The sequence below is a fragment of the Exiguobacterium sp. H66 genome (genome assembly GCF_018618705.1).
Classification (GTDB): domain Bacteria; phylum Bacillota; class Bacilli; order Exiguobacteriales; family Exiguobacteriaceae; genus Exiguobacterium_A; species Exiguobacterium_A oxidotolerans.
Genome location: NZ_JACSMQ010000006.1, coordinates 78,835 through 95,100 on the forward strand (window position 1 = coordinate 78,835; position 16,266 = coordinate 95,100).

Below are 16,266 nucleotides of genomic sequence, written 5' to 3' on the forward strand. Positions count from 1 at the left end.
TATCATGACGACTATCTATCTCGTGCGCCATGCGCATTCAACGTATTCGACCGATGAACGAAATCGGCCGTTATCGACGAACGGAAAGCAAGATGCCGAAGCATTAGTTTCAGTGTTTCAAAACATTGCAGTAAATCATGTGTATACGAGTCCATACAAGCGAGCACGTGAAACAGTTCAACCTTTAGCAGCAAATCGGGGACTCGCTGTTAAGGAACAGTCAAATTTCGCGGAGCGAGTGCTCGCTCCAGGAGCCTTGGCTGATTTTCAAGAAGCAGTCCGTGTCGTTTGGGAACATCCGGATGATAATCCGTACGGTGGTGAGTCGAATCAAGTGGCGACAGAACGTGTCGTTGCGAGTACGATGGAGTTACTGCGGACACATCAAGAAGAGGTGCTTGTCATCGGAACACATGGAAACATCATGGCCTTATTGATGCAGCATTTTGATGCGCAGTATGACTATGCCTTTTGGCAAACGTTACCGATGCCAGCCGTGTACCGACTCGACTTCGAAGGGGAATGCTATAGCGGAAGTCGGCAAGTCACAAGGTGAACTAAAAGAGGCAGTGACTTCCGTGTACGTACCGGAAATCACTGCCTCTTTTGTATAGGGTCACACTTAAACGTTGACGGCGCCTTCATGTTTCTTAATCAAGTCTGCCGTCAGTTGGCCGGACAATGTGACCATCGGCACACCGCCACCTGGGTGCGTCGAACCACCGACGAAGTAAAGTCCCTCGTACAGGTCACTTTTCGAAGGAATCTTAAAGCCGCCGTTCTTTTTCCGATCTGCAGCGACACCGTAAATCGAACCGCCATTCGGTCCATAGAGTGATTGTAAGTCTTCCGGTGTAAAACGATATTCGAATTCAATCGAATCGCGTAAACCGTCTAGCCCCATCCGTTCAAGTTTGTCGAGGACGACTTCGCGATACGCATCCCAATCCGTTTTACCAGCGGGGTTTTTCGTAAGGGGAGGAACGTGCGTCAAAACGAATAGATTGTCTTTTCCTTCCGGTGCCTGTGAAGCGTCAGATTTCGAGGAGACACCAACGTAAATCGTTGGATCTTCAGGTGGTACACCATCCTTGAACATTTGTGCAAATTCGCGTTCTGGATCTTCCGAGAAGAAGAAATTATGATGTTTTAATGATTCATATTCACGGTTGACTCCGAGTAACAAGACGAGACCAGACACAGAAGGAACAAACGAATCATTTAACTTTTTCGCTTGTTTTCCTGCTTTTTTGTCCGGAACAAGGTTTTGATAAGTCGGAATGACTTCGAGATTCGAGACGACGACATCAGCCGGGTAAAACGTACCGTCTTTCGCCTCGACACCGACTGCGCGTTTTCCTTCGACGACGACACGTTCGACCGGCGTGTTGACATGAACAGTGACACGCAATTCGTCAAGCAATGCTTGCATCGCTTCGGCAATCTTGTACATACCGCCTTTAACGTAATAGATGCCAATCCCCATTTGGACATAAATCATTTGGTTGAAGACGGCAGGTGCTTCGTATGGATTGGAACCGACATACATCGCCATGTAATTAAACAATTGCTCGAGATGTTTGTTATTCAAATGTTTTTTTGTCCCACTCGCAACTGTATTCAACGGATCCATCTTAAGTAACTCGGACATCGTATGGTATTTCTTTAAATCTTTTAAGTCTTCAAGACTATATTTATAAAAGCTATCTAAACACAGGTCATACATTTTTTTAGAGTAACTGAAGAGTTCAACAAAATCGGCTTGATCCGAAACTTTTTTAAATTCATCGAGCATGCCAGGTAAGTCACCTTTGACGTCGAGTTCTGTCCCGTCTTCGAAAAACGTCCGCCATTGAGGTTCGATCCGTTCAATTTCTAAGTAGTCTTCGAGGCGACGATGCACGCTTGAGAAAAGTTGTTCGAGGACCCAAGGCATCGTTAAGATAGAAGGACCTGTATCAAACGTAAATCCTTTCCCGCTTCGTTGATTCAACTTCCCACCGACATTGCCGTTCTGCTCGAGCATCGTGACGGCATAACCGTCTCCTGCAAGACGGATTGCTGCTGACATTCCTGCTAAACCTGCTCCGACAACCACTGCTTGTTTTTTCAATAGAATCACTTCTCCTTAGAATTTAATAAATGAAAGGAATTAAACGTTTTCGTGTCGTCGCCCATTCTGTATAAGCTGGACCAAAACCGGCTGTGAGTAACGTTTCTTCAATTCGAATCCGGTGGCGCAACATAAAGAACATCACAAGACCGGCAACAATCGTAACGATCCAATTAGCAAAAAATAACGGGAAACCGATCGTGATAAACAATAGTCCAGTATAAAGTGGGTGGCGTAATGTCCGATACGGTCCCGTACTGACAAGACGGTCACCCGTATTTACCGTAACGTGCCGCGTAAATTGGTTCTTTAGATGGAGGATGCCCCAGTAACGTAAAAAGACTCCGCCTCCTAAACAACCTAGTCCGATAATTTGTCGAGGGAGACTTTCGTCTGTTCGACTGAATAGTAACGAGAAAATAATTGTGAGAGACAACGTTATGAAAATTAAGTAGAAACTACGTTGTTCTGCATATGGAGATGATTCTTTTTGACGATTTCGAAAGAGAAACAATTCGAGTAGCCAAAACAGTGATACGAGGATGAAGGCATAATCTAAAATTGACATCACAGATTCGCCCCTTACATGATTCATTATTTAGAAAAAGCACGTACATGTTAATTTACCCAAAGTTATAGAATTTCAATCGTCTAAAGTCTGCTAAAAAGTTTCATATGGATATAAAAATGGTAAATACTTGATGTATGCTTCGTCGTTCAGTTGTATCGGTCCGTCTGGTATGAAAGAGGTGGAAGCTGTGGCTAAAAAAGATGAAAAGCATCATATCATTACGTTAACGTTTGAAGAAGAATCAACATCGTATCAAGTGTTCAGTGAATTGAAGAAGTATCATGCGAATGGGCAAGTGGATTTTGAGCAAGTCGCGATCATTAAACGAAGCGAGAATGGAGCATTTTCGTTTGAGGATGCCGTTGATTTAAGTGGTTCGAATAAAGCGTTTAAAGGTTCATTGATTGGGATGGCCGTAGGTATACTGGGTGGTCCGTTCGGGATTCTCCTCGGTTCGATGACTGGTATGCTGATTGGTGGATCAAAAGAATTGAAAGAAAACCAAGCGATTCAAGAGACGTTTAAACGGACGTTAGGGGTCATACCACCCGGGAAGACAGGAGTGATCGCGATTGGTGAGGAATTTGAACCATCAGTTTTGGATGGCCTAGTCGCAAAACATAACGGAACGATTGAACGGACCGATGAATACCTTGAAAAATAAAGAAGTGACGAGACAAAGAGCCGTGCTTTCTTCCACTCGCTTTCTACCGGCAAGACCGCTTCACCCGAGGAAGGCAACGGAAAAGGAAGAGGATTCGTATTGTTATCTGTACATACTAAAAAACCCTTCTCGCACAGGCGAGAAGGGTTTTTCGTTACGCTTTACGTTCTTTTTTGATCTTTTTGAAGAAGAATAACTCATAGACGACAGGTACGATGATTAACGTTAAGAGTGTTGAAGTCGTTAAGCCACCGATAACCGTCAACGCAAGACCTTTTGAAATCAGCGTTCCGGACGAAGTCGTCAGAGCAAGTGGAACGAGCGCCATAATTGTTGCGAATGCCGTCATCAAGATTGGACGGAGACGTGTTTTGCCAGCTTCGATGAGCGATTCACGAATTGGTAATCCACGGGTGACATTTTGTCCGATACGATCGACGAGAACGATTGCGTTCGTCGTTACGATACCGATCAACATTAAGAATCCGATCATGACACTGACGGACAATGGTTCGTTCGCTAAGAAGAGTGTGACGAGTGAACCGATTGGTACGAAAATGAGCGATGACAAGATGATGAATGGGATACGCGCCTTGCCGAACGTAATCAGCATCGTCAAGTAGACGAGACCAATCGCAACGACGATTGCGATTCCGAGTGACTGGAAGATTTCGACCGTATCATCATTACCGCCACCACTGGTGAGAGATACACCATCGGGTAACTCAATTTTCTCGACATCTGCTTTAACGTCACTCGAAACCGTTTGGACGTTATCGCCTTTCACTTGTCCTGAGACACGTGCGTAGACTTTTCCATCGAGTTTCTGAACCGATGTGAACGTATCGACCGCTTTGACTGTAGCGACATCTTTTAGTGGAACCGGACCTGTCGCTGAGAACAATTGAACATCTTCAAGATCTTCACGTGATGTTAACTCTTTTGCATAAGACAATTGAACGTCTTGTTCCTTATCGTCGAGTGTCAACGTGCCGACCGTGACCGGTTTCGTTTGGTCATTGACGGTACCGAGAATTTGGAAACCAGAGAGACCGAGGTCGCTTGCTTTCTCTGTATCAATTTCAACGAGGAATTGCTTTTGTTTTTCACTAAAGTTATTTGTAACATATTTTAAATCACTGTTTTCTTTCATATTGTCTTCGACTAATTTTGCTGCTGTTTGGAGCGCTTCGAGATCATTCGAGAACAAATCGATGTCCACGTTATTGTTCGAAGGAGGACCACCAGTCGAAAGTTCGGCGATGCTGATTTTAGCATCAACATCGTCTGCGGCTGCAATCTCATCCATTTGTGATTCAAGTGACTTGATTGTTTTTTCGACGTCAGCATCTGCTTTTAAGTTAAGGAAGTAACTTGCCTTATTATCGAGACGAAGACCTGTCGTGAAGTCACGCGCTCCGACAGACGTCGTCACATCGTCAATCGCTTCTTCATCGTCAAACATCTCTTCCATCTTCAGTGAGACGTCACTTGTTTTTTCAAGTGATGTCGCAGCCGGAAGCTCAAGCGATGCTGTCAGTGTTTTAGAAGCTTCATTCGGAATAAACGTAAAGCCAAGTTGCGGTACGATGGCGAGTGATCCGCCGAGGAGTAAGAAAGAGACAATCAAGATAATCGCTTTATGGGATAATGATTTTTCAATCAATGTCCCGTACCAGCGCTGAAGGACGCCTTCTTTTTCTTCCGCCGGAACCTTTTTGAATGCAAACTTCGCTAAAATCGGAACAATCGTAATCGCGACGAGCAATGAAGCGAGTAGCGAGAAGATGATGGTTAAAGCGAATGGTAAGAAGAACTTACCAGTAATTCCACCAACGAATCCGATGGGTAAGAACACGACGACGGTCGTTAATGTCGATGAAGTAATCGCTTTTAAGATTTCCTTCGTCGACTGTTCGATGACTTCATTAGTCATCCCTTGTTCTGACTTGCGGACCCTTCGGAAAATGTTCTCGATGACGACGATACTGTCATCGACGACGCGGCCGACTGCGACAGCCATCCCGCCGAGGGTCATGATGTTCAGTGAAATGTCCTGCCAGTTCAAGAAAATCGCAGCAATCAATAGTGAAAGTGGAATCGAGACGATTGCGATGATGGTCGCACGAATATTACGTAAGAACAGAAGTACGGCAATCGAAGCGAATAGGGCACCGAGAAGTCCTTCTTTGACGAGTGTCGAAACGGACTCTTCGATATCTTTTGCTGAATCAATCCCGATTGTATAATCGATTTGATCCTCATATTTGTCGAGAATTTTTGTGACTTGATCAGCGATCTCAACTGTGTTGGCATCCTGTTTTTTTGTGATTGCCATCGAGAGTGAATCTTTCAAGTTATAACGCGTTTTTTCGCTCTGTTTTGAGACGGATTCAATGTCCGCAATATCTTTTAAACGAATCGGTTCTGCTGGTTCTTGAGGTGCCTCCTGACCAGTTGCTTCAGTTGGTGCATCTGTTCCTCCGGTAGCACCAGTAGGTGGTCCTGTTGGAGCAGCTGCGGTACCGATGGACGATGTTAATTGTAGATTTTTGATTTTGTCGAGATTTTCAAGTTTTTCTTCGACACGAATTGGAATCTTGGAATCACCTTCCGCGAGTTGTCCAGATGGGAAGGAGACGTATTTGGCATTGATTTGATCTTTAATACTTGAGAGCGACAGACCGGCTGCTGTCGCCTTCTTTTTATCAACGGTAATTTGGACGAGGTCATCTTTGTAACCGCCGACCGAAACGCTGTTGATACCTGGGATTTTGTTCAATTCTGGCTCAATTTGATCTTTTAATAGTGATTCAATGTCTTCTCCGTCTTTGCTAAAGAAGGAGATATTATAGATGGGGAACGAACCAAAGGAGAAGCGGTTTAATTTAGTACTTGCTTCTTCAGGTAAGTTTGCATCCTGGATCGCCGCATCGATTTGTTGCTCGACTTGGTCCATGTCGGTATCAAACGGGAATTCAATATTGATGATCCCGATGCTTTCGTACGCAGAACTCGAAATTTTTGTTGACCCCTCAATCCCTTTGAGAGCGGTTTCGAGTTTTGAGACGACTTGTTGATCGACATCCTCAGGGGATGCACCAGGATAAACGGCTTCAACTGAAATTTGCGGGAATTCGATTTCAGGAAACTGGTCGACCTTGAGTTGGGTAAATGAATAGACCCCGCCTAACACTAAAAGAATAGCGATGATAAATACAGCGACAGAGTTTTTTAAGCTAAAACGTGTTAAAAAGTTCAAAAGATGTCCCTCCTTTATTTTTGTATGTGCTTAATTACATACTAGAGGACGGTCTAAAGGGCTGCAACTTTAAAACGGTTTAATTTTTATGAAAAAGTTAGAAAAAACACTTTACACTTTTCGATATGCTGATATAATAAAGACATACCCAGCAACACGATAGCATGATTCTGTAGCTCAGCTGGGAGAGCGCTACCTTGACAGGGTAGAGGTCGCTGGTTCGAGCCCAGTCAGAATCATACCGAAAACTCGTTCATCTTTTGATGAGCGAGTTTTTTTTGTCGTTAAAAAAGCTATTCCCTTAATTGAACGGGAATAGCTTATACTTTATTGGATTTCAAGGTGGAGATCGCCGACTTTTGTCCAACCGAACAGTGTTGTCGCCCGGTAGAAGACGAATGTGAGGACGCCAGGTAAGAGAATGCCTGTAACAACGAAGACGGCGAACGCGTTAAACCCTTGATTGACGAAAATATTGAGTGGCGCAATCATCGAGTTCAATCCAAGTCCAGCTAACTCATATGGAACTTTTAATGACAACACGAGTGTTGCGACCGGCGCTGAGATCATAGCTGCTAAAAACGGTGCGGCTACAATTCGCGGATTCTTGACGATATTCGGAAACTGAACTTTTGGTGTCACGAAGAACGAGGCAATCAAACCGCCGGGATCGGTTTGGCGATAGGCCATCAAAGTAAAACCGACGAATTGTGCGGAACAGCCGATAAGCGCAGCGGCACTTGCGACGGGATCAAGCTGAAGCGCAATGGCGAGTGCTGCAGATGAAGCAGGAGACATTAAAATTACGCTAAAGATGAGTGCGATGACGAGTGAAGTCGCGATTGGCGATGTTTCGACAGAAGATGTGACCATTGCACTGAATTTTGTAAGTAAGGGTGTCGTTACGGCAGCAGCACCAAGACCAGTGATGCCTCCTGCAAGTACGGCACACATTGGAATCACCATCATGTCGAACTTCGTTTTGCCTGTCATTCGTTTTCCGACATAAACAGCGACGGCTGCAGCAATCAACGCACTGATCGGTTGACCGGGAATTAAGACGAGACCGGCTTCAGTCGGCTGGAGGGCAGCACCACCGATTGTTGCCGCAATCATTGCGCTGAAGAGAACGAGCGTATTACCACCAAGTTGATAGGCGATGCCGGCACCGAGCGCCGGGGCAAGTAAAACTTTTGCGATGCCGCCAATCGTCAGTAGCATTTCGATATGTAATAAGTTTCCGAACGTCTCAATCAATAAGCCCACGCCAAGTGTAACGAGCACTGCATTCGCCATCCCGGCTGATACCTTTACCATTCGATCCATCGCATAATCCTTCACTCTTCTTCATCCTCTCTATTTTTCCATTAAAAAAACCTATCCGTTAACTGGATAGGCGCCATGAATAGTGCGGGCGCCTCATTCGATGCATCGAAAGGAGGGCCCAAAAATCGATTCCGGAAAATCTCGGAAAAGTTTTCAGTCCCTCGTGCATAGAATAATCAGTCGGCCCGCAATTTGTGGAAGGTACATCGTGTCGTGCTCCTCTCGCTTGAATTTTTCTAAGCCTAACATGCATTAAATGAATAATCAATATTTTCTGACAATTTATTTTTCAGTTCACTTTCAGCTTAAAAGAGGAAAGGAAGAAGAAACGTTAGTAAACCTGGAATGGAGGCGGTTACATGAAATTTGCACTTATTACAGATATTCACGGCAATGCGTCAGCCTTAGAAGCGGTCCTTGCCATACTCCACCGGGATCAAGAAATCGAGACGATTTACTGCCTCGGTGATTTGGTCGGAATTGGTGCGCAAACCAATGAAGTGATTGACTTGATTCGAAATGATAAAAAAATTCGGACAATCAGTGGAAATCATGATGAAAATGTCTTGGCATTATTGAATGAGGAACGGTATCCGGACAGTTATCTTCATGCGAAAGCACATCACAGTTGGGTTGCGAATCAATTAACGGCAGAAAATCGAGTTTTTTTAGGGCGACTGCCGCGGACAATCTCAAAAGTAGTTGAATCACGGCGCATCCTGTTCACGCATTATGCCTATCGGGACGTGCAGGCAATGATTGGAGAAGAACCGCTTCGTCCGACGGTTGATGGTAATAAAGAAACACTTCCGCAGTTATTTGCTGATACGAGTGCCACCCTGATTTGTTTTGGGCATCACCATCCGCGACAGTTCGTTCAAGTAAACGGAACGACATATGTGAATCCGGGAGCGTTAGGGTGCCAACCGGAGGCAATCGCACCATTTGCGGTCGTGTCAGGAGATAGTGAGAACTGGGACGTAGAATTTATGGATGTACCGTATGATGACGCGGCGTACCTCGAATCATTTAATGCGTCAGACATGCCGTCAAAAGAGTTGTTACGGAAATTGTTTTTAGGGGGAAGAAGCTGATGAAAAAATAAAAAGGCAGCATCGTTCAAAAACGACGCTGCCTTGATTTAAGAAATAAAAAATCTTACGATGTACGCGATGATGAGGATTAAGAAGAGAACGAGCCCGATATTTCGTTTGAGGCGGTTGCGTTTCCATTGAAAAAGTAACGACAGGACTGGAGCAAGCAGAAAGCCTGCGAACAGTGCGACTAGCGTCAAGATGAAAAACAGGAAGTCCGACGAGTTGCTGGTTGCCGTATAGGATTTCCACATATCAATCAGTGAAATGATGACGTAGACAAGCAGAACCAAGAGATAAAGCGGGAGAAGCATATACGATTGCATACAGGGTAACACTCCATTCAAGCAAGATAGTTTAAGTATACGATTAAACTCAAAATAAAGGGGTTCTGTAAAAGGGAATCATTGATTCATTTCGAATCAAACGAAGAGAGGTAAGAATAGGTGGGATTGGGTGAAGAAGCTGTATCAAAATGTTTTCTTGTTCAGGACGATGAAAAAGATATACCATTTAGTCAAACGGCATGCCAGTAAGAAAGCGGTACTAGACAAAAAAAGAATGACTCTTCCTTAACAGGAGAAGTCATTCTTTTTGGTTACAGTAGCTTGAGCATGGCTTGACTGATGATTTTTAGGTCAAGCTCATCGCCGATCAATGGCCATTCGGCAATCAAAGCGATATACGTTCGAAACAGTAGAAACGCTGTTACATCAATCGGGATTCCAGAGGAACTGACATCTAGCTCGAGGCGTGTTTCGAGTAAGTTTTTAATATAGTCAACAACATGTTTTTCAATGCGGGTCCGTAACTCCTGCATCTCTTGTAGTTTTAAGTTGTGCGTCTCTTCTGTAATTTTTAAGATGAATAAATGTTGCTGTTGATGATTAACGATTGCCTCAATCATCGCCTGTTTGTTTGCTTCCACACTTGCACCTTCGACATAAGCATTTTCAGCTTCTGTTCGCATCTCTTGCAACACAAGGGTGACAAGTGATTCGAACAGATCGAGTTTACTTTCGAACAATTGATAAACAGTCGGTTTTCCGACATGAGCCCGTTTCGCGACCCGTTCAATCGTTGTCCCTTTATACCCCAGTTCAGAGAAACAATCCATTGCCGCGTTTAGGATGACCTGTTCTTTTTCAAGCTGCGTCATGTGCTTTTCTCGCTTTCGTCGAAAGCAAAATACGTTTAGCACTTAAGGAACCTGCGAAGACAAGGACTAACGCTCCGACTAGAATCGATCCGAGGATGAGACTGTTAGAAGCAAGAGCATCTGTGACACCGAGTCCAAGTGCTTCACGGAACCCACTGACTGAATACGTCATCGGTAGGAACGGGTGAATATACTGGAAGAAGCTTGGTGTCATTTCGACTGGGAACGTACCACCACTACCACCGATTTGAAGGAGTAATAGCAGGAACGCTGCGAATTGTCCAACGCGGCCAAATAACATCGTCAAAGCGAATAGCAAGGTAATGAACGTCATCCCGGTCAAGGCGGCGAAGCCATAAAGGGCCGGAACACTCGCGACAGTCGAATCGAGGACGTAAACGATAGCGGTCGCGGCGGCAACCCCTTGCAATGCACCGATTGGTAAAATCAATGAAAGTTTACCAACGAGGAAGCGCCATGATAACGTCTCTCCGTGTGCTGGACGAATTTGGTAGACCGAAGAGAACATTAACGCACCAGCGAATAACGCGATACTTAAGATATAAGCAGACAGTCCGGAACCGTAGTTACTAACGGTCGAGTAGTCATGTTCTTTTAATACGACAGGCTCAGCGAGCATGTTGTCGCGATCGTTCGAAGGTTTGACCGTCGCATCTTTTGCACCTTTTCCAAGCTCATCTTTCAACGTTTTTGCCCCGTCAGCGAGTTTGGAGTTACCATCTGCTAAACGTGAAGCACCGTCTGTCAATTGACCGGCCCCAGATGAGAGTGCTACCGCGCCGTCTGTCAGTTGACCAAGTCCTGAGTTCAGGCTTCCCATTGCCGTACTGGCATCGTTTGTACCAGTCGCAATTTTTTGAGCGCCGGCAGTTAACTGTGTACTACCGTCAGCTGCTTTATGAACACCATCTGTGTACGTCGTTAAACCTTGGTTGAAATCAGTTTGACCTTGTTCCAAGTCTTTTGCACCTGAAAGCAGTTTGTTTTGACCTTGTTCCAAATCTTTTGCGCCTGAAAGTAATTTTACTAGACCATCATCAAGTTGCGAGACGGCAGATGCGATGTTTTGTCCACCGACTGCTAACTGATTAATTTTATCTGTCGCATTGTTGGCAGCAGCAAGACTAGCATCGAGAGCCGTTTCTTGTTGCGCGAGACTCTGAACATTCTGTTCCATCGTCGCGATCGATTCAAGTAACGTACTTTTTTCTTCTTCCGATAAATTCTCAGAAGAAGAAATGACCCCCTTGATTGTCGCGACATTAGCTTCAATTGCTTCACGCCGAGCGCTTAAATCTTGTTTTAAAGTTGCAGCGGCACTGTTCAAGTTTGTAATCGTCGCATCCACTTCCTGTGCTTTTTCATTCAGTTGATTGAGTCCGGCATTGAATTTCGGAAGATTGCTATCTAACTCTGATGCACCAGCAGAAGCACTCTCAATACCTTGACGCAGTTGAGTTGATCCGGCAGAAGCCGATTCAAGACCTTGACGAAGTTGAGTAGAGCCAGCTTGCAGGTCAGTTGATCCTTTAATGAGTTTACCGCTGTTGTCATCCAGTTGGTTCAGACCACTCGATAACTCACCAGATTTCTCAGCGAGCGTCTGAGCACCATCGTTAAGTGTGTTGAGACCTGTCGAGAGTTGAGACGAACCATCCGCTGCCTTGGCTAAGTTCGTTGACAAGTCGTTTGTACCATCTGTCAGTTTGCCGAGATTCGTCGTAAGCGTTTTGGCACCGTCCGTCGTTTTGTTGGCACCATCTTCAAGCTTCGACGAACCTTCTGAGGCATCTTCAAGACCTTGCGCGATTTTTTTAAGGGCTCCGAAGATGGCACTGCTGTATTGTTTCGTTACGGATTTTCGAATTTTTTCATTTAACTGTTTAGCGGCATTACTTGAAATCTGTGTCCCTGAGTAGTTCTTAGCAGGGTTCAAGTAATACTCGAGTTCAATTTTTTTAGGATGTTCATCGAGTAAAGTTGTCGCATTCTTTGAAAAGTTTTTTGGAATGACGACCGTCATATAGATATCCCCGGAACGTAACTGTTTTTCGGCTTCTTTACTTGAAAGAAACTGCCAATCAAAGTCATCGTTCTTTTTTAATTTTTTGATGAATTGATCCCCGATATCAATTTTTTCACCTTCATACTTGATCGTCTTGTCTTCATTTACAATGGCCACTTTAATATCTTCTGTCTGACCGTACGGGTCCCAGAATGCAGATAGGAAAATGGAGTTGTAAAGAAAGGGAACAAGAATGATTGCCAAGATGACAATCACCATCATCGGGCTTTTTAATTTTTTCCATTCTGAGCGAAACATGAATATAAATCCCCTTTTGAAAACTTAAAACTTATTTGAGTTTTCGGTTTTGATGAGATTTACTTTACTCTCTTTCAGAATAGAAAGCAATTCATTTAATCAAATCTTTACTATTTTGTAATGACTGACTGTGATTGATTTTAAAAGAGATAGTATTTAATGTAGGAAAAAATGAGACGTGCTTCAAAAAACGAGCGTCTTTAAGGAATCAAGAGGATCTTCCCTGTACTTTTTCGACTCTCAAGATAATCATGGGCACGTGCTCCCTCAGCGAGTGGGAATGAAGTTGGATCAGATACATGGAGCTGATTTGAAATCACCCAACTGAACAGCTCACCCGCCCGTCGAATCCGCTCTTCACGTGATGTGAGAACATTCCACAAATCACCGCCTGTAAGTGTTTTTGATGTATCCATTAAAAAGCGGGGGTCGACTGCGACGGGATCTCCACCGGCCATTCCGTAAAACACGACGGTTCCTCTTACTTTTGTGACGTCAAAACTGTTCATTAATGTTGTACCAATGGATTCATAGACGACATCGACACCACGATTATTCGTTACTGTCAGAATTTGCTCAACCCAGTCGTCCGAATAAAGAAAAACTTCTTCGCAACCATTTTCTTTTGCGATGAGTGCTTTTTCTTCGGAAGAGGTCAGCCCGATTGGAACGGCTCCATGCGAATGAACGATTTGAGTCAGCAGTTGTCCGACACCTCCAGCTGCTGCGTGAATCAAAACAAGATCGCGTGGTTGAATCGCGTAGCTGTCACGTGTCAGGTAATGGGCTGTCAATCCTTGTAGGAGCAGGGAAGCACCGACTTCAAAAGAGATTTCATCGGGAAGTGGGATGACACGGTCGGATGGAGCGGCAACCTGTTCTGCGTTCGCATTCGGTACATCGGCAAAGGCAACACGCTGACCGACGTTAAGTCCGGAAACGTCTTCCCCGATCTGAGTGATGATACCAGCACCCTCATATCCTAAAATGTAGGGAGCGGCTCCTTCTAAGTGATAATTACCTTTTCGGCGGTAGATGTCAGCAAAATTAAGACCGATTGCTTTCATTTCAATTAAGACCTCGTGAGATTGGATAATGGGAGCAGGAACTTCTTGATACGTGAGGACGGAGGAGTCTCCGAATGAACTGAACGTAAGAGCCTTCATATGAAACACATCCTTTTAGTAGTAATGGATTTAACTATAGATCATCTAAACTGATATAAGTGCAGGAATGCGTTAAAATGAAAAAAAGAGGGTGAAGTATTATGAAAAAAGTTATGCTTGGTGGCATTCATTTCTATCAAAAAGTGATTTCTCCGATGAAGCCGGCGACATGTCGCTTTTATCCGACGTGCTCGCATTACGGAAAAGAAGCGATTGAACAGCATGGTGCCATGAAAGGTGGATACTTGACGACACGTCGCCTGTTACGTTGCCAACCGTTCCACCCGGGTGGACTCGATTTTGTTCCGGAAACGTTTAGTTGGAAAGCGCCGCTGCAGCGAGAGAATCCAAAAGAACGAGAGAATGATGAAGAAACGGTTGATTGAGAGCGGTCTCTGATTTTACATGCGAACGGTTGAGATGGATGATTCATACAAGTAAAAAGCCCTAATTTCCTTTTAGGAATTAGGGCTTTTTTGATGAAATAAGGTATTTGGAATTTACAACTTTCCGGTTAAGAATTGTGCCTCGCCCATTCCGAAACTCCAGTCAGCGGCGTCGTTTTCAACGATTGACACCATCAAGTCACTTGGTGCGAGACCGCAGTTTGCTTCAAGTCGTTCCGCGAGTAAGCGATAGAGTTTTTGTTTTTTCTCCTGTGTCCGCGATTTACTCGTGACACTAATCAAAACAAGGTTTCGTGTCCGTTCGAAACCGAGTCCTGTATCTTGAATAATCATCTCGTGTTCTTTATGCGTGTGAACGATTTGGTAACGATCGCGTTCCGGTACATCAAAAGCTTCGACCATCGCATCATGCGCTGTATCGAGGAGCACCTTTAACTCTTCTTCATTTCGTCCTTCAATCACATCAAAACGTAATAGTGGCATTATTAACACTCCTTTTAGATAGTATGTAAAAAAATGCGGGCAAAGCCCACATTTTTTATTTTATTCGAAGAATGGTTTGTATTGGCGACGTTCGTGCATGACAGATACCCATTGAACCGTTGAGAACTCTTCGAGTACCCATTCACCGTTGAAACGACCAAGACCTGAGTCTTTTTCGCCACCGAACGGCATATGTGGTTCATCGTTGACGGACTGATCATTGATGTGAATCATTCCTGTTTCAACTTGAAGCGCAAATTCAGTCGCGCGTTCAATTGAAGAACCATGAACCGCACCGCTTAACCCGTATGGGAGTGAGTTTGCGAGTTCAAGCGCATGTTCGTCATCTTTGAACGGGATGATGACTGCGACAGGTCCGAAGATTTCGTTTTTAGCGAGTGGCATATCGTTCGTTACACCAGTCACGACCGTTGGTGCGATGACATTCCCGTTTGCTTCACCACCGACACGAACTGTAGCACCTGCAGCTTTTGTTTTTTCGATATCTTCCATAATACGATCGACTTGTGATTGATTAATCAATGGACCGACTTGTGTACGGTCTTTTGATGGATCGCCGAATTGTAGTTCTTTAACACGAGCGACGTATTTTTCAACGAATTCATCGTGAATCGAATCTGCGACAAGAATTCGGTTCGTTGACATACAAATCTGACCTTGGTGGTAGAATTTGCTGTAGACAGCAGATTCGACGGCACGATCGAGATCAGCATCGTCAAGAACGACGAAGACATTGTTACCACCGAGTTCCAATGCAGTTTTCTTCAGGTGTTTCCCAGCAAGTTCACCGATATGGCGACCAACTTCAGTAGAACCTGTGAATGAGATTAAACGAGGAACTGGGTGTTCAACGATTGAATCGCCGATTTCAGAACCGCGACCGACGATGACGTTCAAGACACCTTTTGGAAGACCGGCTTTTTCAAACAGGCTTGCGAAGATTAACCCACCTGAGACGGGTGTATCAGTCGCTGGTTTGACGACGACTGCATTCCCGATTGCGATTGCCGTTGCGATCGAGCGGACCGCTAAGTGGAACGGGAAGTTCCAAGGGCTGATAACGCCGATAACGCCGAGCGCTTTGCGGTAGATGCGATTTTCTTTGCCTGGTACGACAGATGGGCGGATTTCACCATGCATCCGAAGTGGGAACGTTGCTGCTTCTTTAACGATTAAAACGGAAGCAAGGAATTCACCTTCAGCTTTAATTCGTGTACTACCTGATTCTTTAATTAACCAATCGGTGATTGTTTCTTTTTCTTCGTACATGACTTTCAAGAACTGTTCAATCAATCCTTGGCGTTTAAGAGCCGGTGTTTTTGCCCACTCTTTTTGAGCGATTTTCGCTGCTTGATAAGCTTCGTCCAAATCGTCATTGTTTGCAGCTGAAATTTCAAATAGTGTTTCCCCTGTGAAAGGATTCGTATTTTCCATGTTGCTGTCACTTGCGCCTTTGCGCCACTGACCATCGATGAAGATTTTTGTGAAATCAGTTTTCAGAACGTTCTCGTTTGTCTGTTGCATGACTTTTCATCTCCAATTCTTTTTGATAACAATTAAGTTATTCACGTTATGAAAAGAAGTAAAACACAATCTGACACTTTCACAAAATAAAGTGACTCAGCTTTTATTGAAAAAGAAGAATGATAAAGGTTT

14 protein-coding genes and 1 tRNA gene are annotated in these 16,266 nt (G+C 44.4%); 5 read left to right on the forward strand and 10 right to left on the reverse strand.

The window, feature by feature from the left end:
- Nucleotides 1–4 precede the first annotated feature (4 nt).
- Nucleotides 5–556, forward strand: a complete 552-nt coding sequence (locus KNP88_RS10985; RefSeq protein WP_214893774.1) for a histidine phosphatase family protein — start codon at nt 5–7, stop codon at nt 554–556.
- Nucleotides 557–622: 66 nt separating this feature from the next.
- Here the strand turns inward: KNP88_RS10985 and KNP88_RS10990 are convergent, their stop codons facing one another.
- Both KNP88_RS10990 and KNP88_RS10995 read right to left on the reverse strand, forming a co-directional pair.
- The gene (locus KNP88_RS10990) at nt 623–2,113 is read right to left on the reverse strand and encodes a phytoene desaturase family protein (RefSeq protein ID WP_214893775.1); all 1,491 of its coding nucleotides are present in this window, start codon (nt 2,111–2,113) and stop codon (nt 623–625) included.
- Between the two features lie 22 nt (nt 2,114–2,135).
- Nucleotides 2,136–2,681 carry a methyltransferase family protein gene (locus KNP88_RS10995; protein WP_214893776.1) on the reverse strand — a complete coding sequence of 182 codons (546 nt, stop codon included), beginning with the start codon at nt 2,679–2,681 and terminating at the stop codon, nt 2,136–2,138.
- Between the two features lie 190 nt (nt 2,682–2,871).
- On the opposite strand from KNP88_RS10995, the gene KNP88_RS11000 reads away from it, so the two are divergent.
- On the forward strand, nt 2,872–3,348 hold the full coding sequence (locus KNP88_RS11000) for a DUF456 domain-containing protein (protein WP_088836332.1): 477 nt from the start codon (nt 2,872–2,874) through the stop codon (nt 3,346–3,348).
- Between the two features lie 154 nt (nt 3,349–3,502).
- On the opposite strand, the gene KNP88_RS11005 is transcribed toward KNP88_RS11000, so the two are convergent.
- The gene (locus tag KNP88_RS11005) at nt 3,503–6,610 is read right to left on the reverse strand and encodes an efflux RND transporter permease subunit (protein ID WP_214893777.1); all 3,108 of its coding nucleotides are present in this window, start codon (nt 6,608–6,610) and stop codon (nt 3,503–3,505) included.
- A 166-nt stretch (nt 6,611–6,776) separates the two neighbouring features.
- On the opposite strand from KNP88_RS11005, the gene KNP88_RS11010 reads away from it, so the two are divergent.
- Nucleotides 6,777–6,849, forward strand: a tRNA-Val gene (locus KNP88_RS11010).
- 88 nt (nt 6,850–6,937) lie between these two features.
- Here KNP88_RS11010 and KNP88_RS11015 read toward each other — a convergent pair.
- Nucleotides 6,938–7,936, reverse strand: a complete 999-nt coding sequence (locus KNP88_RS11015) for a PTS sugar transporter subunit IIC (RefSeq protein WP_214802563.1) — start codon at nt 7,934–7,936, stop codon at nt 6,938–6,940.
- A gap of 359 nt (nt 7,937–8,295) precedes the next feature.
- Here KNP88_RS11015 and KNP88_RS11020 point away from each other — a divergent pair, with 359 nt between their 5' ends.
- The gene (locus KNP88_RS11020; RefSeq protein ID WP_214845866.1) at nt 8,296–9,030 is read left to right on the forward strand and encodes a metallophosphoesterase family protein; all 735 of its coding nucleotides are present in this window, start codon (nt 8,296–8,298) and stop codon (nt 9,028–9,030) included.
- Between the two features lie 47 nt (nt 9,031–9,077).
- Here KNP88_RS11020 and KNP88_RS11025 read toward each other — a convergent pair whose 3' ends face one another.
- The 4 genes from KNP88_RS11025 to KNP88_RS11040 all read right to left on the reverse strand — a co-directional run bounded on the left by KNP88_RS11025 (nt 9,078) and on the right by KNP88_RS11040 (nt 13,699).
- The gene (locus KNP88_RS11025; protein WP_214893778.1) at nt 9,078–9,356 is read right to left on the reverse strand and encodes a hypothetical protein; all 279 of its coding nucleotides are present in this window, start codon (nt 9,354–9,356) and stop codon (nt 9,078–9,080) included.
- Between the two features lie 272 nt (nt 9,357–9,628).
- Nucleotides 9,629–10,189, reverse strand: coding sequence for a TetR/AcrR family transcriptional regulator (locus KNP88_RS11030; protein ID WP_214893779.1), 561 nt, complete (start codon nt 10,187–10,189; stop codon nt 9,629–9,631).
- The gene (locus KNP88_RS11035; RefSeq protein ID WP_214893780.1) at nt 10,176–12,533 is read right to left on the reverse strand and encodes a YhgE/Pip domain-containing protein; all 2,358 of its coding nucleotides are present in this window, start codon (nt 12,531–12,533) and stop codon (nt 10,176–10,178) included. Before KNP88_RS11035 ends, KNP88_RS11030 begins: the two co-directional genes overlap by 14 nt.
- Before the next feature lie 200 nt (nt 12,534–12,733).
- Nucleotides 12,734–13,699, reverse strand: coding sequence for a quinone oxidoreductase family protein (locus KNP88_RS11040; RefSeq protein ID WP_214845869.1), 966 nt, complete (start codon nt 13,697–13,699; stop codon nt 12,734–12,736).
- A gap of 101 nt (nt 13,700–13,800) precedes the next feature.
- Between KNP88_RS11040 and yidD the strand changes: the two genes are divergently transcribed.
- A complete protein-coding gene (yidD, locus tag KNP88_RS11045; RefSeq protein WP_088836338.1) occupies nt 13,801–14,085 on the forward strand; it encodes a membrane protein insertion efficiency factor YidD in 285 nt (94 codons plus the stop codon).
- A gap of 114 nt (nt 14,086–14,199) precedes the next feature.
- On the opposite strand, the gene KNP88_RS11050 is transcribed toward yidD, so the two are convergent.
- The gene (locus KNP88_RS11050; RefSeq protein ID WP_088836339.1) at nt 14,200–14,589 is read right to left on the reverse strand and encodes a tautomerase family protein; all 390 of its coding nucleotides are present in this window, start codon (nt 14,587–14,589) and stop codon (nt 14,200–14,202) included.
- A 60-nt stretch (nt 14,590–14,649) separates the two neighbouring features.
- Nucleotides 14,650–16,134: an aldehyde dehydrogenase family protein gene (locus KNP88_RS11055; protein ID WP_214893782.1), complete on the reverse strand. Its 1,485-nt coding sequence runs from the start codon at nt 16,132–16,134 to the stop codon at nt 14,650–14,652.
- Nucleotides 16,135–16,266: the final 132 nt, after the last annotated feature.